The organism is Streptomyces sp. NPDC052012, from assembly GCF_040689265.1.
In the GTDB taxonomy this organism is placed as follows: Bacteria; Actinomycetota; Actinomycetes; order Streptomycetales; family Streptomycetaceae; genus Streptomyces.
In genome coordinates this window covers 1-18,995 of sequence record NZ_JBFAXA010000018.1, presented here as the reverse complement: position 1 = coordinate 18,995, position 18,995 = coordinate 1, and the positions used below count along the sequence as shown (strand labels likewise).

Here is an 18,995-nt window from a genome sequence, read left to right as displayed (position 1 = left end):
TTCGGCCCGACCTGCCACCGAAGAGCGCGACGCATCACGGCCTGCGTGCGGCCGGGGCGAAGAGGCCCTCCGGGTCGTACGCGGCTCGGATGTGCTCGAGTCGCTCCTCGTGCGAGCCGAAGACCGCGCCCCTCAGCTCGTTCGCGTCCTCGCCGAGCCCGGCGAAGTTGACGTACGACCCACCGCTGGAGAACGGCTTCATCGCGTCCCAGGCCGACCGCGCCCACTCGATCGCGGTGTCGTCCAGCGCCGGGTCCTGCCAGCCCGCGTCGATGCTCACGTTGAAGCGGGCGGACCGGTGCGCGAACGCACTGTCGTCGGGGCCGACGCGCGCGATGGCGCCACCCAGGGTGCGCACGACGATCAGACTCTCCGGAGTCGGCCGCCGGGAGTACCAGTCCACGAGAGTCGTGATGGCTTCGTCGCTCAGCTCGTCCATGAAGTGCGACTTCATGAAGTAGCGCTCACCGTCCGGGAACCGCCAGGTGTTGGCGCTCTGCAGTGCGACGTACGGCACGGTCGTACTCAGGTCGACGAGTGGTGGGCCGAGATCACGTTGCGGTGCCAGCGCGGCCGTGGCCGCGTCGCCCGGCGGGCCCCCGTACACGGCGCCGACCATCACGCAGTCGGACCGGTGCAGTTCGGGCGGGATCTCAGGGGCGGCGGGGACGCTCCAGAGCAGGAGTTCCGGCGTGACCGTCTCCGGCGCGGCGTACGCCGCGTCCCGCCAGGCCCGCAGCACGTCGTCGGCGCGGTCGAACGGATGGAGAACCAGTACGCCGGACACCTCGGGCCCGAAGCTGTGCAGACCGAAGTCGAAGGACGTGACGACTCCGAGTCCCCGGCCGCCGCCACGGGCCGCCCAGAACAGCTCGGGCTCCTCCTCCCGGCCGGCGGTGCGCACCGCGCCGTCCGCGGTGACGACGGTGACTGATCGGAGGCTGTCGCAGCTCAGGCCGAACGTCCGCATCACGAAGCCGAAGCCCCCGCCCAGAGTGAGGCCGGCGATCCCCGTGGCCGAGATCTCCCCGCCCGGCGTGGCCAGGGCGTGCAACTGGGTCTCACGGTCGAGTTCGCCCCAGGTCACGCCCGCCTGCGCCCGCGCCGTGCGCGCGGAGGGGTCCACGTGCACACCTTTCATGTGCGACAGGTCGATCACGAGCCCGTCGTCGCAGACCGCGCTGCCCGCCACCTGATGCCCGCCCCCGCGGATGCTGACGACGGGACGGTACTCGCGCGCGACCCGTACCGCCTCGACCACGTCCGCCGTCCCCGAGCATCGGGCGACGAGTGCGGGGCGGCGGTCGATCAGCCCGTTCCACACGGCCCGGGCCTCGTCGTACGCGGGGTGCTCCCGGTCGATCACGTCGCCGCGCAGCGAGGAGCGAAGCTCATCCGCCATCGCCCGCTCCGCGGCAGCTGTCAGAACGGCCGCTTGTTCGTCCGGCATGGGCGTCACCTTCCCCGGTGCGCTGCTGGCTGCCGCAGTCTCCAACGCTAGTGCGGAGTCGCCGGTCGCGCATGCGGGCGCTCGGAACCCTGCCTGGGGCAAGACCGTGACGGGAGCGCAAGCATCCGGCGGGCGGGTGAACGCCAGGGCGAAACACGGATTTCATCGTGATGGCGTCCGACGGATGGGCGGGTGCGTAGGTCCCCGACCCTCAGCCACCGCCGACGTTCGTCGGCACCACCTCAACTCTCGCGAGACGTACACCGCTTGGTGGTCCCGACTTGGGGTAACCGAAATGTCTCAAGGAACGGACAAGGCAAACGCCCAGGAGGAGACCAGTCATGGGAGTGCGTCCCGGGCAGGGTGACGGGCTCGGTAATCTTGAGCCGGGCACGCGCCAGCGCGCACAGTTACGCGCACGCGTCGTCGACATAGCCTTGCCGGCACTGTGCGTGGTGCTGGCCCTGTGGGCGGTGTGGAGCATCGTGGGCCTGGTGCGTGGCACGGCGGGCTGGGCGTACAGCGTGGTGGCCTGCGCACTGCTGGCGGCAGCCGTGACCGCCCGGACGGTGGGCATCCGGCGCAGGGACCTGCGGTCCGGCCGCTAGGAGGAAGACGTGGAACGGATCAACATCTTCCTCGGACGACACGCGTGGGCCCAGGTGCTGCTCACCGTCCTCATGGCCTGCGCGGTGATGCTGCTGATGTCGCCAGGCGAGCCACCACTTGTGGTGCTGACGCGAGCCGCCGTGATGTCGGTGGGAGCCGTGGCCGTCCTGCTGGTGCTGCGGGCGGGGGAGAAGCGCGCCGCCCGTGGCTCGGCCGACCGTCTGGTGACCCTGGACCGTTACCTGCGCCGAGGAGAGATCCCGTCCTCGCCCACCGACCGGGAAGCCATGCTGGACCTGGTGGAACAACGACTGCACCGCACCCGGCACCGGAGGCCCGCCCTCGTGGTCCTGTACTTGATGCACGCGCTCCTCGTCGTGGCGCCGCTGATGCTGGGCAACGTACGGCAGGCGTTGGTGATCGGCCTGCTCGGCGCGGTTGCCCTGCCCCTGCTCACTTGGCAGGGCGGTCGGCAGATACGGCGCCTGCGCGACATGCGCGAGGCACTCCGGAGCACGAGCGGCAACTCGCCCAGGACGGAAGTGACGAACGCGATGCGCGAGCAGCGTTCGACCTGATGGCAGGTCTCCGGCCTTGGACTTCGGACCCTGGGCGCTGAGAGGCCATCACGAGGAATGAGGAGAGCTGATCCACATGAGTGCGGTCGCGCGGCAGGGCGGCGGCGGAGGCTCCAGCGGCCTGTACGACGTACTGGAGCTGATTCTCGACCGAGGGCTCGTGATCGACGCCTTCGTGCGGGTGTCCCTCGTCGGGATCGAGATACTCAAGATCGACGTGCGGGTCGTGGTGGCCAGCGTCGACACGTATCTGCGCTTCGCCGAGGCGTGCAACCGTCTCGACCTGGAGGCGGGACCGCGCAAGCCCGCCGGACTGACCGAACTCCCGGAACGGATCACCGAGTCCGGGGCCCGGGGCAAGACCAAGGGCGTGCTGTCCGGAGCCGCGCAGACGATCTCCGACGCCTTCCAGCAGGCCCGCGACGAAGCGAAGCAGACACGGGGATCTGAACGCAGTTCGTGAGCGAGCGGCGGATGCCGTCGCCGCGGGCCGCGCGTCTCCGACGATCGCCGCACGCTTCACGTGCCCCATGAGCCTGTGACCCCCTTCGTGTTCGGCCGAATGCCGACTGTTCACGGTGGTTGAACGCCAATAACTTGTGCGACCTTCGCGTCGTCCTGGGGGTCTCGTGAACGGTCTCCGTGCGGTCATCGTCTGCCTCGTGATCGCGTGCACCGCGGTGGTGTCGCCGGCCGCGGCTGTGACGCCGACCTGGTCGGCGCTGCCGGTGCCGCCCGCGGCCTCGCCGGTGACCGTGTCCGACGTGGCCGCCCGCGGACCGGACGAGGCGTGGGCGACCGGATACGAGCATGCCGCCGACGGACTGCGGCCGATGCTGTACCGGTGGGACGGAACGGCGTGGGGCCGGGACGCGAGCTTCCCCGGCGCCGGTGAGGCAGGCCGGCTCGGCAAGGTGCAGTTCGTCGGTGACGAGGCGTGGATCTTCCACCAGCGCGGGGAAGCGGGGGAGATCCTGCGCCGATCGGCGGGGGAGTGGAGTGCCGTGCCGCTGCCGCGGACCCTGTGGACCTACCAGGACTTCACCGCGGTCCCGGGTGCCGCGTGGGTGGTCGGTGAGGACGACACCGGGCTGAAGGTGTTGCACCACGACGGCTCCGGCTGGACCACACAGCCCACCCCCGACGGTGTGCTGTTCCTGATGGGGATCACCGCGCGCACCGCCACCGACGCCTGGGCCTGGGCGGACACCAGCACCGGGACCACCGTCCTGCGCTGGGACGGCACGGTGTGGCGGGACGCCGACGTGCCGCTGCCGCCGAACAGCAACGTGCACACGATCCTCCTGGAACCCTCCGGCCGGATCACGATCGGCGGCAGCCAGTACACCGACGGCGTCGCCCGCACCTACCTGATGACCCGGAAGGGGCACGCCTGGCGGATCACGTACCCGCCCCTCGGCGACACCCACACCGAGGGGATGGTGCGCGGCCCGGACGGCGCCCTGTGGCTGCCGGTGCGCAGCGACCGCGCGTTCCAGTCGAAGTACGCCCGCGTGGACGGCACGCGCACCACGTTCTCCTACGGCGCGGAGCGCGCGAACGCGATCGACGTGAGGCCGCGTGAGATGACGAGGGCCGGACTCTCACTGATGTCGTTCGGGACCGTCGAGATCTACGGTTCGCAACCGAATCCGATGAGCGAGAGGCTGGGAGGCTGACCATGGCACGCCGACTCCTCGTCGCGGTCCTCGCCGCCGTCATGACCGTCGCGTCCGTCATGACCTCGGCCGCAGCGCAGCCCCTGTCGTGGCAACACGTCCCGGTGCCGGCTCAGGTGCGCCCGCAGGCCGGGCTGAACGAGGCCGTGGCGTTCGGGCCGGACCACGCCTGGGCGGTGGGTGCCGACGCCGTGGGCCGCGAGGCGCCGGGCTTCCCGCTGGTGCTGCGCTGGGACGGAACCGCGTGGCAGCGCCAGAGTCTGCGCGGGATCGGATGGCAGGGGGAGCTGCTGTCCGTCGCCGCGACCTCACCGACCGCGGTCTGGGCCGTCGGCCGAGACTCCGCGGGCGGCGCCCGCCTGCTCCGCTACGACGGCATCGCCTGGTCCGAGAGCCGCGCGCCGCGCGGTGCGGCACTGACCAAGGTCGTCACCGGTGGCGGTGAGACCTGGCTCATCGGTTCGCGGGACGGCGCGCAGATCCTGCTGCGCAGGGACGGCAACGGCTGGCGGGAGGTGCCGGGGCCGCCGGGATCGGTGTACGGGCTGCACGTCCTGGCGGCCGACGACGTCTGGGCCGCGGGCGCCACCGACGCGGGTGCGGCCGTGTCGCACTGGAACGGGCAGACGTGGCAGCAGACGATCGTGGACGGGTTCCCCCGGTCGGCCCTGGGCACAGTCCTGGCGGTCTCGCCGACGGAGGTGTGGGCGGGCGGCACGGCCGGTTTCGTCGGCGGCCCGCCGGGGCGGCCGATCCCGCCCCTGCTGGTCCGCTGGGACGGGCAGGCGTGGAGCAGGGTGACCGTGCCCACCGACTTCGGTTCGGTCAGCTCGCTGGCACCCGACGATTCCGGCGCCCTGGCCTGGGTCTCGGTGGCCCGCTCGCAGAAGTGGGGCCCGCCGGGCAGCACCCCGCCGTTGGTACCCGGGCCGGATTTCCTCGCCTGGAACGGGCAGTCGTTCACCGGGCACAGCGAACCGGCGGTGGCCGGGGAGGGGGAGTCCTGGACGCTGCGGCTGGCGCCGGTGCCGGGCACGGCGACGGTGTGGTCCGTGGGCCGCGCCGACGGACCCCTGGGAACCTTCGCGCCGCGGATCCTCCGAGTCGGCTGAGGTGGTGGCCGCGCGTGCCGGCGGGTCAGGCGCCCGCGGCCGTCTGGTCTCACCGAGCCGTCCAGAAGCCGTGCAGGAGCCGGCCAGAAGCCGTCCAGGAGCTTCCGGGAGCCGTCCGGACGTCGTGGTCCGGTCGGTGGACCGGGGCGCGAGTCGCGTCGTCGTGGGTCAGCGCGGCCGTTCCCCAGCGGCGGCCAGGATCGCTTGCGCCTGGTCGCGGGCGTGGCGGATGGGGTCCGCGAAAACGCGCAGCCCGTGGGCGACGAGCGCGCCCTCGTGGAGCAGCATGAGCGTCCGGCCGAGATCGCCCGCCCGGTCAGGGGTGATCTCCTGGGCGAGATCGGTGAACAGGGCGAGCATCCACTGCTTCTGCCCGGTGATGATCGGGTAGGCCGGGTGGGACGGATCGCTGATCTCGGCGTGAGCGTTGACCATGCTGCACCCCTTGGGACTGTTCGTCGCCGCCCACGCGCGTGAGGCGTCGAAGACGGCCAGGACACGCGCTTCGGCCGTCGGTTGCACAGCCTCGAGGTGCTCCGCGAGGAAGCCTCGCCAGCGTTCGTCGCGATCCGCGAGGTACTCCACGACGATCTGTTCCTTGGAGCCGAACCGGTCGTAGAGGGTCTTCTTCGTCACCCCGGCCTCGGCGGCGATCAGGTCCACGCCGACGGCGTGAATGCCGCGCTCGTAGAAGAGGCTTCCCGCGGCGTCCAGCACGCGCCGTGCGGCTGGAGTCAACGCGATCCTCCGTGGGGTTCCGGCAGGGCTCATGGCTCAAGAGTATACCGATCTGTATAGTGGGCAGGGTAGACCGACCTGTTTAGTGGACGGTGCGACATGAACTTCCTGCTCTCGCTCGCGTTCGTGCTCTGCTGGAGCTCAGGGTTCATCGGAGCCAAGCTCGGCGCGGGCAGCGCGGCTGCGGTCACCATCCTCATGTGGCGGTTCGTGCCGCTCGCCGCCGTCCTGATCGTCTTCGCCATGCTCCGCCGGCTGTCGTGGCGGGGCCTGTCGGCGCGGGATCTGGCCCGGCAGGCCGTGATCGGCGCGCTGTCGCAGAGCGGCTACCTGCTCACCGTCTACTACGCGATCCAACTCGGAGTCTCCAGCGGCACCACGGCCCTGATCGACGGCGTCCAGCCCCTCGTCGCCGGAGCGCTTGCCGGACCGTTGCTGCGTCAATACGTATCGCGCACACAGTGGCTGGGCCTGTGCCTGGGAGTGAGCGGCGTCACCGTCGTCACCATGGCCGATGCCACGGCCGGCACCGGAGCGCCCTGGTGGTCCTATCTCGTGCCCTTCTTGGGTATGTTCTCGCTGGTGGCGGCCACGTTCTGCGAAAGCCGCTCCCGCACGCAGGTCGCGCCGGTCGTCTCGATGACCATCCACGGCGTGACAAGTGCGGTGGTCTTCGCCGCACTTGCGGTGAGCGCCGGAGCGGCGAGGCCACCCACTGAGCTCTCGTTCTGGGCCGCCATCACCTGGCTTGTCGCCTTGCCGACCTTCGGCGGGTACGGGCTGTACTGGCTCATCCTGCAGCGCTCGGGAGTCACCGAGGTCAATACGCTGATGTTCCTCATGGCCCCGGTCACGGCGGTCTGGGGAGCCGTGATGTTCGATGAGCCGTTCGGCCCGCAGACCGCTGTCGGCCTGGCCATCGGCCTCGCGGCTGTCGTCGTCGTGCACCGCGGGGCCACCTCATCCAGCAGGCCCGGACGACCTGTCGCCGGCCGAGCGGCAGCCTGTCCGTCGGACCTCGGGCACGACCGCGGCACCCGGTGACCGGCACGTGGTGGGCCGTCCGATCACTTCCGTTTGACATGCGTCCAGCGGGTGACAGCCTGGTGAGCGGGGGCAGACGCGACGAGGAGACGTGGCATGGCAGTCGGACGAGCATGGCGTTCCGCAGCACGGCAAGTTCCGCTCAGACTCACGGCCGGCGCGTTCTTTCTGAACTCCGGACTGTCCAAACGCGATGCGGACGATGCCACGGCCGAGGGCTTTCACCAAATCGCCGCCGGCACCTACCCGTTCCTCGGCAAGGTCGATGCTCAGCGGTTCGTCCGGCTGCTCTCGGCAGGAGAGGTCGCCGTGGCCGCGACGCTCCTGCTGCCGGTCGTCCCCGCCGCGGTCGCGGGAACCGCGGTGACAGCGTTCTCCGTCGGCACCCTTGGGCTCTATCTGCGGACCCCGGGGATGCGGCAGGAAGGGAGCCTGCGCCCCACCGAGCAAGGAATCTCGCTGGCCAAGGACGTCTGGATCCTGGGCATCGGCCTCTCCCTCATCGCCGAGGGCCTGCAGAGGAAGCACCGGTGACGGCTCCTCCCCGGGCCGGCCGATCGCGGTAACGTGCGCCGTGCGCCGCCCGCGGAGACCCGAGGAGGAGATCGTTGGACGCGGAAAGCCCTGTCATCGTCCAGGCACGGCACCACGTCATCGCATGGTTCGATCGCGCTCACACCATGGGAACGCCCCGCAAGGCACTCGAGGAGCGCGACGTCCACGAACCCCGGCTCCTCCACGAGATCGCGCTGCGTCCGCACCTCGCCCAACTGGCCACCAGTGACACGGTGTGTGACGCCATGTGCTCCCTGTTCCTCGACCACCCGGCTGCGCTCGCCTTCCGCCGGGGCGACCTGTACGGCGAACTGGTCACCAGGCTCATGACCGTCACCGCCCCGAAGGACCCGGCCGACCGGACCGAAGCGACCCCGGGGCCCCTTGCGCAACGCCTCCTGTACCCGGCCGTCGCCCACCGCATGCTGTGGCAGGACACCAGCGCCCTCGCCCGCCAAGAGGTGCTCGACGTCATCGCGAAGACGCTGCCATCGCTGCCGCAGACTCAGCCCTGCAACCCGGAGCAGGCGCTGACCGTACTTCTCACCCACGGCAGACTGCTGCAGCAGGACACCGACGCGGACACGGTGGCCTTCGCCCACGTCGGCCTCCGCACCTACCTCGGCGTGGAGGCGATCATCTCCCACGGCGATCCGACCCCGTTGACGGTCAACGCCCACCGCGACGACTGGACCGACGCCGTCCAGCTGACCGCGGCCGGCGGGGACGAACGACTCAGCACGCGGCTGCTGACCGAACTCGTCCGACGTGCCGATGCGGAGCCGGAGCACCGTCCTCACCTCGTCGCCCTCGCGGCCTCCTGCCTGGACCAGCTCCGATGCCGTGTGGATCCGGGCCTCGTGCAGGCCGTCCGCAGTCGCGCGACTGCCCGATACTGACGGACCGCTGCCGAAGCCTTCGGCGAGGAGGAGACTTCCCGCTGCCTCGGGAACGGCCTCGTGCCGAACCGCGGATTCACTCGCAGGGGTGTCGCCGCGCCGAAGTGGCCGGGCGTCAGGTCAGGGGCCGAGCGAGGAACTGGCGGAGGCGGCCGGGCCGTTCAGGACCCGGCCGGCGTTGTGCGGGGCCGACGCCGGCACCGTAGGTGTGGAAGTGCCGCTCGCTGCGCGAGGTCGCGCGCTCACCGTCCCCGGACGGCGCGCGAGTCACAGTGGCGGCTGGATGCCCACCCCGTGCGGTCGCTGCTCATCTGTGGGGTCAGCGTGTCAGATGCGCAGTGCTGAGCTTATCCCCGGGAGAGCGGGGAACTCGGAGCTCATCACAGCTGCCCATCGTCCAGGGACAGGTCTCGTACCCCCCTGCGGGCAGTGTTTGCATCCCTAGGAGTGACTTTGACCATGCGCATCGGGGTGGAGGAGGAGTTCCACGTCCTCGAGGTGGAGAGCGGGCTGCTCGTGCCGCGCGCCGACGCGATCCTGCGACGGCTTCCCCGGCGGACCTTCACGACGGAACTGCACCAGTGCACCGTGGAGACCAACAGCGCGGTGCACGCATCCCTGCACGACCTCTACGCCGACCTGACCCGACTGAGGCGGCAGTTGGACGCCGCCGCCTCCTCGCAGGGGCTGGCCGTCATCGCCGCGGGGGCGGCTCCACTGGCTCCCGCGGCCGCGGCGCACACCACGGCCGACGCCCGCTACCACCACATGGCCGAGGAATACCGCAAGGTCGCGGACGAGCAGCTCATCTGCGGCGCCCAGGTGCATGTGGACGTGCCCGACCGCGACACCGCCGTACGCGTCATGTGCGAGGTCTCGCCCTGGCTGCCCGTGCTGCTGGCCGTCTCCGCCAGTTCGCCCGTCTGGCAGGGCGCCGACACGGGGTACGCGAGCTGGCGTTCCATGGTGTGGCAGCGGTGGCCCACCGCAGGGCCGGCCGGCTGTTTCTCCAGCGCGGCCGAGTACGACGCGGCGGTGGACGACTTCATCCGGGCCGGGGTGATCAGCGACGCGGGAATGATCTACTACGACGTCCGTCCCTCCGCCCATCTGCGAACCCTGGAACTGCGCATCTGCGATGCGTGCCCGCGTGCCGAGACGGTCGTGCTCATCGCCGGACTGTTCCGCGCCCTGGTGACCGACGCCCGCGAACGGCTGCGCAGGCGCGGTCCTGGATGCGAGGGTCGCCACGAGTGGCTGCGGGGCGCGGCATGGCGTGCCGCGCGGTCCGGGCTCGAAGGCACCCTGGTGGACCCCGAGTCGCACCGCGAGGCACCTGCCCGCCAGGTCCTGCGCAAGCTGCTCGTCCGACTGCGGCCCGCCCTGGAGGCCCACGGGGACTGGCAGACCGTGCGGGCGCTGACCGAGGAGGTCCTCGCGGACGGCAGCGCAGCCCGGCGCATCCGGCGTACGGCACAGGAGGAGGATCTCCTCGGCTGTGTCGACATGTTGATCGCCGAGACCCGCGGCGAACGCGGACACCGCCGGTCGGCGCCGCTCGGCCGCGGGCTCACCCCCGCCGTCGCCGTGCGCGGCCCGCACTCCTCCGCCGGTTCCGGGGCGCCGGAGGTCATCGGCCCCTGACGAACGGTGCGTGCCATGAGACCGCCACCGGTCCCGCAGTATCCGCGCACAGCATCCCTCGAGGTGCTCGCCGCGTCGGCGGCCCGGCCTTCCCGGGCAACACCGCCCACCGCGCGCCATGCCCCGTTGCAGAAAACCAGTGTCCTGTCCCCGTGCAGAAAGGGTTGTGTCATGTCGTGCAGTACCGCCCCGATCCCGACCGGAGGGCGGGCGCCGGTGGTCCCGACGAAGTGTGCCACCGGCACCCGGAAGGGAGGTGGGACGTCATGTGCGGCCTGAGCGGGGAGATCCGCTTCGACGGCCGGCGGCCCGACCTGGCGGCCGTCGGACGCATGACGGACCGGCTCGCCGCCCGTGGACCCGACGGGCAGGGCACCTGGACGCGGGGCGCGGTGGCGCTGGGACACCGGCGACTGAAGATCATCGACCTCTCGGACCGGGGAGGCCAGCCCATGACGGACGCCCGGGGACAGGTCACCGGCGTCTTCAACGGCTGCGTGTACAACTATCCCGAGCTGCGAGAGGAATTGCGCCGCCTCGGGCACCGCTTCGAGTCGACGTCGGACACCGAGGTGGTGCTCAACGCCTACCTGCAGTGGGGCACCTCCTGCGTCGAGCACTTCCGCGGCATGTTCGCCTTCGCGATCGTCGAGCACCGGACCGGCCGGGTCGTCCTCGCCCGGGACCGCCTCGGCATCAAGCCGCTGTACCTGGCACGGACACCGCAGCGGCTTCGGTTCGCCTCCACGCTGCCCGCCCTCCTCGCCGCCGGAGACACCGACACCTCACTCGACCCCGTCGCCCTGCACCAGTACCTCAGCTGGCACGCCACGGTCGCGGCGCCGCGCACCGTCCTCAACGGCGTGCGCAAGCTCCCCCCGGCCACGGTGCGGGTCGTCGAACCGGACGGCACCCACGAGGATCACTGCTACTGGCAGCCGTCCTACACACGCCGGGCGGAATGCGCCGGCATGAGTGCGGACGAATGGCGGGACGCGGTGCTGGACGCGCTGCGCACAGCCGTGCGCCGTCGCATGGTCTCCGACGTACCGGTCGGGGTGCTGCTCTCCGGCGGACTCGACTCCAGCCTGATCGTCGCTCTGCTGGCCGACGAGGGCCAGCGCGACCTGAAGACGTTCAGCGTCGGGTTCGAGACGGAGGGCGGTGAGAAGGGCGACGAGTTCCGGTACTCGGACCTGGTGGCCCGGGAGTTCGGCACCGACCACCGCCGGATGATGGTTCCTTCCGAGCGGGTCTCGACAGCGCTGGACGGGGCGGTCGCCGCGATGAGCGAGCCGATGATCAGCCACGACGTGGTCGCCTTCCACCTGCTGTCCGAGCAGGTGTCGAAGGAGGTGAAGGTCGTGCAGAGCGGGCAGGGCGCCGACGAGGTCTTCGCCGGCTACCACTGGTATCCGCAGCTGGCCGAGGTCTCCCGCGAGGACGAGCCGGAGCGCTACGCCGAGACGTACTTCGACCGGTCGCACGCCGATCTCGCCCGCATCCTGCGGCCGGAGCTGCTGCCCCCCGACGACGTCTCGGGTGACTTCGTCCGCGGCCACATGGCGGCACCGGGAGCGCAGACCGCGCTGGACGCCGCGCTGCGCCTGGACACGCACGTCATGCTCGTCGACGACCCCGTCAAGCGGGTCGACAACATGACCATGGCGTGGGGCCTGGAGGCCCGCGTGCCCTTCCTCGACCACGAACTGGTGGAGCTGGCGGCGGCCTGCCCGCCGGAGCTCAAGCTGGCCGACGGCGGCAAGGGCGTGCTGAAGGAGGTGGGCCGCAAGCTCCTGCCGCGCGAGGTGGTGGACCGCCCCAAGGGCTATTTCCCGGTACCGGCCATCCGGCACATGGCCGGGCCCGTGCTGCAGCGGGTGCGCGAGGCACTCGAGGCACCGGAGGCGAAGCAGCGCGGACTGTTCCAGGACTCGTACGTCGCCGAGCTGCTCGAGGCGCCCGAAGAGCACCGCACCAGGCGGGGCGCGAACGCGCTGTGGCAGATAGCTTTGCTGGAGATATGGCTGCAGACCCACGGAATCAAGTGACCGGCGACCGGGGCATGCGGGCGGTGGACGGCCCGGCGCCGGACCCCTCTGCTCCGGGGACACCCGGTCCAGGGCCCGTGCCGCTCCGGGACGGCCGGACAGGGGACCGGCCGGGCGCTGCCGACGCCGCCGCGCCGGCGCCGGTGGCGCTGCCCGAGGCGGGTGGTCCGCGGGACGCCGTGACCCGGCTGCGCGCGCACGGCTGCTGGTACCCCTCCGCCAACGCCGACGGGACCGAGGCGGCTTTCATCTGCGACCGGGGCGGTGTCCCCCAGCTGTGGGCCGGACCCGTCGGCAGTGACGAGGTGAACCTGCTCGACTCCTCACCGGACCCCGTCAAGGAGGTGTCCTGGTCACCGGACGGCCGCTGGATCGCGTACACCACCGCGCCGGGCGGGGGCGAACACACGAGGGTGCTGTGCGTACGGCCCGACGGCACCGGCCGCCGCATCCTGGCCGGCGCCGACCCGGCCAGTTCCGCCCATCTGGGGTGCTGGGCGCACGACGGCTCGGCCGTCGCCGTCACCGTCTCGGCTCCGGCCGTCGCCCCCTCGAGCGTGGTGGGGCAGACCCTGTCGGACGACGGCCCGGCGGACGGCCTGCTCGCGGGGGTCCGCCCCGGGGCCGACTGGGCGTACCGGGACGGTCGTGCGACCCTCCTCGGCCCGGCCGCGTACGACGCCACGTCGAGGACGGCGCCGAACGGCACGCCGGCCGCCCCCACAGCCCCCGCGGCCCGGCCCGGCGGCCTGTCGGTCTACCTGATCGATCCCGACGGTCTCGCGTCGCCTGCACTGCTCACCACGGAGACACACGCCGCCTCCCTGCGCGTGTGCGATCTCAGCCGGGACGGCCGCTTCGCACTGCTGCGCCGGGGGCCGCGCGGACGGCGCGAGGCGGTCGTCCGCCGCACCGCCGACTCGGCGACCACGTGCGCCCTGCCGGTCGCCGACGGCGACCCGTGGATCGGACGTTTCTCCCCGGACGGGCGGACCCTGTGGCTGCGCAGCAACGCGGACCGGGAGTACGCGGCGCTCTTCGCCGTCGCCCTGGACGCCGACGGAAGGCCGGAGCAGACGTCCGTCGCGGCGGCCCGCGACGGGAGCGACCTGGAACTCCTGGCGCTCGCGCACGACGGCCGCACCGCCGCGCTGGCCTGGAACGTGCAGGGTGCGAGCGAGCTGGAACTCGTCGAGACCGTCCCGGCCGGGCACGCCCCCGACGACACCGGCCCGGCACGTCCCCTTCCCCTGCCCCACGAGGTCGTCACCCGCGTGGCCGCCGCCGGAGCCGGGCGACTGCTGCTCGCGCTGTCCGGGTCGCAACGCCGCCCGGGTGTCTGGTGGGCCCACGAAGGCGTGTCCGTGCTGCGCACGCCCTGGTCCGCCAAGGACGAGGACGCCGTCCCGCCGGGACCGCCACCGGTACGCCCCGTCCCCCTGCGTCTGACGGCACGGGACGGGCTGCCCCTGAGCGGCTGGTACTACAGGGCGCCCGGGCGCGCCCCCGACGAACCGGCACCGTGCGTCGTCCACCTGCACGGCGGACCTGAGGAACAGGAACGCCCGGTCTTCAACCCGCTGTACCACGAGCTGACCGGGCGCGGCATGGACGTCTTCGCCCCCGACGTCCGGGGATCGCTGGGGCACGGCCGGTCGTTCGTCGACGCCGACCTGGGCGCGGGCCGCTTCGCCGCGTTCGACGACGTCGCGGACTGCGCGGCCCACGCGGTCACCGCGGGCCCGGCCGATCCGACGCGGCTGGCGGTCATGGGCCGCTCGTACGGCGGCTATCTGACGTTCGCCTCCCTCGTGTGGCACCCGGACCTCTTCCGCACCGGAGTCGCCGTCTGCGGCATGTCGGACTTCCTGACCTTCTTCGCCGGTACGGAACCGTGGATCGCGGAGTCCGCGGCGCACAAGTACGGTCACCCGGAGCGCGACCGGGAGCTGCTGCGCGCGCTGTCACCGATGAGCCGCATCGAGGCGCTGCGCGTTCCGCTGCTCGCCGTCCACGGTGAACACGACACCAACGTGCCACCGGGGGAGTCCCGGCAGTTCGTACGGGCAGCCCGGGAACGGGGCGTCCACGCCGAACTGCTGACCCTGCGCGACGAAGGTCACGACTTCCTGCGCGCGGACAACCGGCGCCTGTTCCGCCGGGCGGCCGCGGACTGGATGGAACGGCACCTGCTGGTGTGACCTGCGGGCACAGTGCGGGTCGAGGCTGCCCGCGGGAGTGGTGCGCACGTGTGTGAGACAGCGTTCCCGTGGAACGCGCCCTGTGAGGGGCGCCGATACGACCGTGCGGCCCGACCAGGCCGTGCCCTGTCGACTGGAGGACGGTGCCGAGTGAGCGAGAAGAGTTCCCCTGCGGCGTGGGGCAGCACGTGAGACGCGGCAAGCACTACGCCGTTGCCGCCTCCGGACAGTGGACCGACGAGGAGGACGGCCGGCGCAGGCTGCCCGCCGGCGAGGTCCACGCCTGGGAGCCGGGGCGGAACGAAACCGTGTGCGGGCTGTCCCTCAGCCGCTCGCAACTCGCCCGCTTTCCGCACGTGAGCTGGCCCGACATCTTCCCTGAGTCCGGCGGCGCGGCAGACCGGGTACAGGTGGTGTGCCGGCGCTGCGCCTCTGTCGCCGGACGCCGCAGTGGTGACGCCCGTCCACAGTGGCGCCGCGTCCGTCCCCGACCGTGAACGGACGCCTGCTCTCCGGCGCGCGTCGGCGCCGGGCACCAGGAGGGGCTTGCGGGCCTCACCCTCGCGTGGCGTGCGTCGTGGGGTGGAAGCCCGGACCAGGACGTGGGCGAGCGGATGCGCGAGCAGGCCGGGGGCACGGTCTGCGCGCTGTGCGGCGGCACCGGCCACCCGAGCGGCCCGGGATCCTGCGGGCGCCGTCGGGCGTGCGGGTGTACGGCGGGAGGGTCAGGATGTGACAAGGGCGCGCAACCGCACGTCGATCGAGGTGCCGCGCAGCGGCCCGGCCGCACAGCACACGAGGAGTGACACGTCGTGGTGGACGCGGACGACGATCCGGCCAGGGCACAGCGGCGGATGGAACGCCTGCTCCACGCGGTCCTCGCGGTCAGCCGCGAACTGGAACTGCCGGTCGTGCTGCGGCGCATCGTCACCACGGCGATGGAACTCGTCGACGCCCGCTACGGCGCTCTGGGCGTGCTCGACGACGACGGATCCGCGCTCGAGGAGTTCATCCCCCTCGGCCTGAGCACGCAGGAGTACGAGGACCTGGCCGGCTCCGAGTTCCCGCACGGCCGGGGCTTGCTCGGGCACCTGATCCACCACCCCGAGCCCCTGCGGGTGGCGGACCTGCCGCACCACCCCGACTCGGTCGGATTCCCGGCCGGCCACCCCCCGATGCGGACGCTGCTCGGCGTCGCCATCAGTGTCCGCGGGCGGATCTACGGCAACCTCTATCTGTGCGACCGGCGCGACGGCGAACGGTTCGACGACCACGACGAGGCCGTGGTGACCGCGCTCGCCGGAGCCGCCGGCATCGCGATCGAGAACGCCCGCCTCTTCGAGCAGACCCGCTCCTCCGCCGAGCACTTCCAGCGCCTGCTGCTGCCCACCCTGCCCGACCTCGCGCCGTTCGGCGCCGCCGCCGTCTACCGGCCCGCCACCGCCCCCGGCCACCATCTCGGGGGCGACTGGTACGACGCTCTGGTGCTGCCGGACGGCAGCTGCGCGGCCATCATCGGTGATGTGGTCGGACACGACCTGACCGCGGCGGCCGCCATGGCACAGATCCGCAACATGCTGCGGGCCCTGCTCTACGACCGCCGCACCCCGCCCAGCCTGGTCCTGCACCGTCTCGACCACACCCTGCACGCCATCACAGAGGCCCCGGTCACCACCGCCTGCCTGGCCCGCCTCGAGCGGCAGGGCGATGGCTGGCGCCTGCTCTGGTCGGCTGCCGGCCACCTGCCGCCCCTGGTCGTCACGGCCGACGGGCACGCGCTCTATCTGGAGGCCGAGCCCGGTATTCCCCTCGGCGTGGACGAGGCGCTGCCCCGCCCCGACCACACCCGTGCGCTGGCGGCGGGGGACACGGTCCTGATGTTCACCGACGGCCTCGTCGAGCACCCCCGCCGCCCCCTGGACACATGCCTGGACGAGCTCGCCGCCCTCGCCGCCGCCCACAGCGCCCTGCCGCTCGACGAGCTGTGCCGCCTGCTGGCCGACCGGCACCCCGGCGCCGGGCACGACGACCTCGCCCTCCTCGCGGTGCGCCCACCACCTGCAGCGGCCCGGAGCTGAGTGACTCGGCGTACCCCCAGGGACCGGCGCCCAGGAAGCTCCAGCACCTCGTGGGCCCTCTGCGGTCACCACGCCCGCCCCGGAGTCCGCTTCGTGCCGTTCGACGACGGACCGACCATCGACCACGGCGTGATGTGGCCGGCGGCCGGGCAGACGCCACAGGCCTCGCGCTCACCGGGCGATGAGTTCCGGGGCTGCCCGGGGTCCTACGGGGGCTGATGCGGTGGTTGAGCGAAGGAGTAGCCGATGAACAACGATGTCTGGCCGATGGTCCACGCGGAGCGTGCCGCGCTGATCGACGACCTCGCGCACCTCGATGACGAGCGGTGGGGGCAGCCGTCGCTCTGGGAGGGGTGGACCGTGCATGACGTGGCCGCGCACCTGGTCGACACCGCTCGGACGACACGCCTCGGTTTCGTGGTCGGCCTCGTCCGGGACCGGTTCGACTTCGACCGTCAGAACGCACGCGGTGTGGAACGCGAACGGGGTGCCTCACCGCAGGAGACGTTGCAGCGGCTGCGGCAGTTGGCGTCGCGGAGAACCACCCCTCCGGCGCCCCTGGACAGCCGGCTCGTCGAGGAGGTCGTCCACGGTGAGGACATCCGCAGGCCGTTGGGACTCACCCGCTCCTACCCACCGGAGGCTGTCATCCGATCGCTGCGCCTGCAGGCTCGTACGCCCGAGTCCTTCGGCGGAGCCAAGGAGCTGACAGCCCGTGTCCGGCTCACGGCAGTGGACGCCGACCTGTCCATCGGGGACGGTCCGGAAGTCACGGGCCCCGCGCTCTCCTTGTTGCTGGCCGTCTGCGGGCGACGGGTGGCGCTGGAGGAGCTCGACGGGCCGGGAATCGCCGCGCTCGTGACACCGAGCCGGTGACGCGAGCGCGGGGCCCGGGCACGTCTTCGGGGGACGCTCACGTGGCTTTGCAGTGCTCGCCGGTGCTGAGTACGGTCCGCAGCCGCTCGTAGCGGTCGAGGTCCTCCCACGTGTCGTGGTCGGGCGGGCTGGGAGTGCGGCGAGCGGTGACCCACGCCCACCCACTCGCTGCCACGCCGACGATGAACGGAATGAGCAGCCACAGCAGGGCGCTCACGATGCACCTCCCTGGAAGTGACGCAGAGGCAGAGAGTCAGGCCGTCAGTTGCTTGGTCGCGCCGCCGGAGAGGGGTATCTTGCGCGGCTTGGCGTGCGCGGCGAGCGGGATGCGCAGCGTGAGGACACCGTTGTCGTAGGCCGCCTTCGCCGCGTCGGTGTCCAGGGCGTCGGACAGCGTCAGGCGGCGGGTGAACCGGCCGGTGGGACGTTCGGTGAGGACGGGGCGGGCGCCGGGCGGTACGGGGGAGGGGCGCTCGGCGGTCAGCGTGAGTGTGTCCTGTCGGGTGACCAGTTCGATGCTGGAGCGGTCCATGCCGGGCAGATCGAACTGCAGATAGAGAGCTTCGTCGTCGCGCCAGGCGTCTGCCGGGATGACGGTTCCGGCAGAGTCGGTCGTATGCGCCAGCTGATGCACGAGCCGATCGAGGTCGCCCGAAGCACCGGTACGCGCGAGCACTTCCACGTCTCCCTTCACTCGACACAGGCGGCGGCCACGGGGAGGCTGGCCTGATGCTCAAGAACTGCTTATCCGTATAGCCCAACGCCCCGTCATTGACAAGCATGCGCTAGGGGAAGTTGACAGCAGCTGGCTCAGGCTCGTGTCGCAAGCACGCTGGGAGGCGAGTCAGGAACCGGGCGGCTGGTCCGGCTCTGCGCTCCTGGCGTCGAACACCTTGGTGAAGGTGGCTCCGCAGCGGCAGCGGGAGTGCTCGATCAGTTCCCCGTCTTCGGAGACGCTCAGCGCCTCGCTGAGGCGCACGTGCACATGGTCGGCCATGGGGAACTGCTTTCCTCGACGTCCGTTATGCGCCCCAGCGTGACGGCTCGCCCCGTTCGCTGGCAATGCCGCAGCTCACACCCACCTTGGTGCTCAGAGCGGGGCGCGTGCTCCAGGCGGCTGCCGGTGTCGGCCCGGTCCCGTGCGTCCCGCTTGCCTCCGGGCGGGCGGAGGTGCTAGACGAAGAACTGGCACTCTCCGGCTGAGAGTGCTAACGGCTGGGTCGGGTGACGTGCTCGTGCGGCCCTGAGTGAAGCGCGTGGCCGCGCGGGCGACACGTCGCGGGCGTCACCCTGGTCCGCCGTCGTCGTGTCAGGGATCGATGCGGAGGAGTCGCAAGCGTGACCGCCAAGATCATCGCCTACGAGGAGGAGGCACGCCGCGCGCTGGAGCGCGGCATGAACCAGCTCGCGGACGCCGTCAAGGTGACGCTCGGCCCCAAGGGCCGCAACGTCGTCCTCGAGAAGAAGTGGGGCGCGCCCAC

General features: G+C 71.8%; 19 protein-coding genes. 14 read left to right on the top strand and 5 right to left on the bottom strand.

What is annotated here, in order from left to right; all coding sequences use genetic code 11:
- Nucleotides 1-34 precede the first annotated feature (34 nt).
- The gene (locus tag AB0412_RS25070; RefSeq protein ID WP_366404814.1) at nucleotides 35-1,450 is read right to left on the bottom strand and encodes an FAD-binding oxidoreductase; all 1,416 of its coding nucleotides are present in this window, start codon (nucleotides 1,448-1,450) and stop codon (nucleotides 35-37) included.
- Between the two features lie 341 nt (nucleotides 1,451-1,791).
- Between AB0412_RS25070 and AB0412_RS25065 the strand changes: the two genes are divergently transcribed.
- The 5 genes from AB0412_RS25065 to AB0412_RS25045 all read left to right on the top strand — a co-directional run bounded on the left by AB0412_RS25065 (nucleotide 1,792) and on the right by AB0412_RS25045 (nucleotide 5,428).
- Complete coding sequence (locus AB0412_RS25065) at nucleotides 1,792-2,058, top strand: hypothetical protein (RefSeq protein WP_366404813.1); 267 nt, start codon at nucleotides 1,792-1,794, stop codon at nucleotides 2,056-2,058.
- A gap of 9 nt (nucleotides 2,059-2,067) precedes the next feature.
- Nucleotides 2,068-2,637 (top strand): hypothetical protein, encoded by a 570-nt coding sequence (locus AB0412_RS25060; RefSeq protein WP_366404812.1) that lies wholly within the window; start codon nucleotides 2,068-2,070, stop codon nucleotides 2,635-2,637.
- 76 nt (nucleotides 2,638-2,713) lie between these two features.
- Entirely contained in the window at nucleotides 2,714-3,100 is a 387-nt protein-coding gene (gene gvpJ, locus AB0412_RS25055; protein WP_366404811.1) for a gas vesicle protein GvpJ, read from the top strand.
- A 166-nt stretch (nucleotides 3,101-3,266) separates the two neighbouring features.
- The gene (locus tag AB0412_RS25050) at nucleotides 3,267-4,316 is read left to right on the top strand and encodes a hypothetical protein (protein WP_366404810.1); all 1,050 of its coding nucleotides are present in this window, start codon (nucleotides 3,267-3,269) and stop codon (nucleotides 4,314-4,316) included.
- Between the two features lie 2 nt (nucleotides 4,317-4,318).
- The gene (locus AB0412_RS25045) at nucleotides 4,319-5,428 is read left to right on the top strand and encodes a hypothetical protein (RefSeq protein ID WP_366404809.1); all 1,110 of its coding nucleotides are present in this window, start codon (nucleotides 4,319-4,321) and stop codon (nucleotides 5,426-5,428) included.
- A 168-nt stretch (nucleotides 5,429-5,596) separates the two neighbouring features.
- On the opposite strand, the gene AB0412_RS25040 is transcribed toward AB0412_RS25045, so the two are convergent.
- The gene (locus tag AB0412_RS25040) at nucleotides 5,597-6,199 is read right to left on the bottom strand and encodes a helix-turn-helix domain-containing protein (RefSeq protein ID WP_366404808.1); all 603 of its coding nucleotides are present in this window, start codon (nucleotides 6,197-6,199) and stop codon (nucleotides 5,597-5,599) included.
- Nucleotides 6,200-6,265: 66 nt separating this feature from the next.
- Here AB0412_RS25040 and AB0412_RS25035 point away from each other — a divergent pair, with 66 nt between their 5' ends.
- From AB0412_RS25035 to AB0412_RS24995, 9 genes are all read left to right on the top strand, one after another.
- The gene (locus AB0412_RS25035; protein ID WP_366404807.1) at nucleotides 6,266-7,210 is read left to right on the top strand and encodes a DMT family transporter; all 945 of its coding nucleotides are present in this window, start codon (nucleotides 6,266-6,268) and stop codon (nucleotides 7,208-7,210) included.
- A gap of 96 nt (nucleotides 7,211-7,306) precedes the next feature.
- Complete coding sequence (locus AB0412_RS25030) at nucleotides 7,307-7,744, top strand: hypothetical protein (protein ID WP_366404806.1); 438 nt, start codon at nucleotides 7,307-7,309, stop codon at nucleotides 7,742-7,744.
- Between the two features lie 146 nt (nucleotides 7,745-7,890).
- On the top strand, nucleotides 7,891-8,664 hold the full coding sequence (locus tag AB0412_RS25025; protein WP_366404805.1) for a hypothetical protein: 774 nt from the start codon (nucleotides 7,891-7,893) through the stop codon (nucleotides 8,662-8,664).
- A gap of 459 nt (nucleotides 8,665-9,123) precedes the next feature.
- Complete coding sequence (locus tag AB0412_RS25020) at nucleotides 9,124-10,308, top strand: glutamate--cysteine ligase (protein WP_366404804.1); 1,185 nt, start codon at nucleotides 9,124-9,126, stop codon at nucleotides 10,306-10,308.
- Nucleotides 10,309-10,574: 266 nt separating this feature from the next.
- On the top strand, nucleotides 10,575-12,359 hold the full coding sequence (locus AB0412_RS25015; protein ID WP_366404803.1) for an N-acetylglutaminylglutamine amidotransferase: 1,785 nt from the start codon (nucleotides 10,575-10,577) through the stop codon (nucleotides 12,357-12,359).
- On the top strand, nucleotides 12,332-14,560 hold the full coding sequence (locus AB0412_RS25010; protein WP_366404802.1) for a prolyl oligopeptidase family serine peptidase: 2,229 nt from the start codon (nucleotides 12,332-12,334) through the stop codon (nucleotides 14,558-14,560). The genes AB0412_RS25015 and AB0412_RS25010 overlap by 28 nt, the downstream gene beginning before the upstream one ends.
- A 188-nt stretch (nucleotides 14,561-14,748) precedes the next feature.
- Entirely contained in the window at nucleotides 14,749-15,057 is a 309-nt protein-coding gene (locus AB0412_RS25005) for a hypothetical protein (protein WP_366404801.1), read from the top strand.
- 357 nt (nucleotides 15,058-15,414) lie between these two features.
- Nucleotides 15,415-16,638, top strand: a complete 1,224-nt coding sequence (locus AB0412_RS25000; protein ID WP_366404932.1) for a GAF domain-containing SpoIIE family protein phosphatase — start codon at nucleotides 15,415-15,417, stop codon at nucleotides 16,636-16,638.
- 246 nt (nucleotides 16,639-16,884) lie between these two features.
- Complete coding sequence (locus AB0412_RS24995; RefSeq protein ID WP_366404800.1) at nucleotides 16,885-17,514, top strand: maleylpyruvate isomerase family mycothiol-dependent enzyme; 630 nt, start codon at nucleotides 16,885-16,887, stop codon at nucleotides 17,512-17,514.
- 37 nt (nucleotides 17,515-17,551) lie between these two features.
- Here AB0412_RS24995 and AB0412_RS24990 read toward each other — a convergent pair whose 3' ends face one another.
- The 3 genes from AB0412_RS24990 to AB0412_RS24980 all read right to left on the bottom strand — a co-directional run bounded on the left by AB0412_RS24990 (nucleotide 17,552) and on the right by AB0412_RS24980 (nucleotide 18,511).
- The gene (locus tag AB0412_RS24990; RefSeq protein ID WP_366404799.1) at nucleotides 17,552-17,731 is read right to left on the bottom strand and encodes a hypothetical protein; all 180 of its coding nucleotides are present in this window, start codon (nucleotides 17,729-17,731) and stop codon (nucleotides 17,552-17,554) included.
- 36 nt (nucleotides 17,732-17,767) lie between these two features.
- Nucleotides 17,768-18,190, bottom strand: a complete 423-nt coding sequence (locus tag AB0412_RS24985) for an Hsp20/alpha crystallin family protein (protein ID WP_366404798.1) — start codon at nucleotides 18,188-18,190, stop codon at nucleotides 17,768-17,770.
- A 168-nt stretch (nucleotides 18,191-18,358) separates the two neighbouring features.
- Nucleotides 18,359-18,511: a hypothetical protein gene (locus tag AB0412_RS24980; protein WP_366404797.1), complete on the bottom strand. Its 153-nt coding sequence runs from the start codon at nucleotides 18,509-18,511 to the stop codon at nucleotides 18,359-18,361.
- Nucleotides 18,512-18,995 lie beyond the last annotated feature (484 nt).

Coding starts and splice junctions, on each gene's coding strand:
- AB0412_RS25070 (WP_366404814.1), bottom strand. CDS start 1,450: ATGCCGGACGAACAAGCGGCCGTTCTGACAGCTGCCGCGGAGCGGGCG.
- AB0412_RS25065 (WP_366404813.1), top strand. CDS start 1,792: ATGGGAGTGCGTCCCGGGCAGGGTGACGGGCTCGGTAATCTTGAGCCG.
- gvpJ (WP_366404811.1), top strand. CDS start 2,714: ATGAGTGCGGTCGCGCGGCAGGGCGGCGGCGGAGGCTCCAGCGGCCTG.
- AB0412_RS25045 (WP_366404809.1), top strand. CDS start 4,319: ATGGCACGCCGACTCCTCGTCGCGGTCCTCGCCGCCGTCATGACCGTC.
- AB0412_RS25040 (WP_366404808.1), bottom strand. CDS start 6,199: ATGAGCCCTGCCGGAACCCCACGGAGGATCGCGTTGACTCCAGCCGCA.
- AB0412_RS25035 (WP_366404807.1), top strand. CDS start 6,266: ATGAACTTCCTGCTCTCGCTCGCGTTCGTGCTCTGCTGGAGCTCAGGG.
- AB0412_RS25030 (WP_366404806.1), top strand. CDS start 7,307: ATGGCAGTCGGACGAGCATGGCGTTCCGCAGCACGGCAAGTTCCGCTC.
- AB0412_RS25025 (WP_366404805.1), top strand. CDS start 7,891: ATGGGAACGCCCCGCAAGGCACTCGAGGAGCGCGACGTCCACGAACCC.
- AB0412_RS25020 (WP_366404804.1), top strand. CDS start 9,124: ATGCGCATCGGGGTGGAGGAGGAGTTCCACGTCCTCGAGGTGGAGAGC.
- AB0412_RS25015 (WP_366404803.1), top strand. CDS start 10,575: ATGTGCGGCCTGAGCGGGGAGATCCGCTTCGACGGCCGGCGGCCCGAC.
- AB0412_RS25010 (WP_366404802.1), top strand. CDS start 12,332: ATGGCTGCAGACCCACGGAATCAAGTGACCGGCGACCGGGGCATGCGG.
- AB0412_RS25000 (WP_366404932.1), top strand. CDS start 15,415: ATGGAACGCCTGCTCCACGCGGTCCTCGCGGTCAGCCGCGAACTGGAA.
- AB0412_RS24995 (WP_366404800.1), top strand. CDS start 16,885: ATGAACAACGATGTCTGGCCGATGGTCCACGCGGAGCGTGCCGCGCTG.
- AB0412_RS24980 (WP_366404797.1), bottom strand. CDS start 18,511: ATGGCCGACCATGTGCACGTGCGCCTCAGCGAGGCGCTGAGCGTCTCC.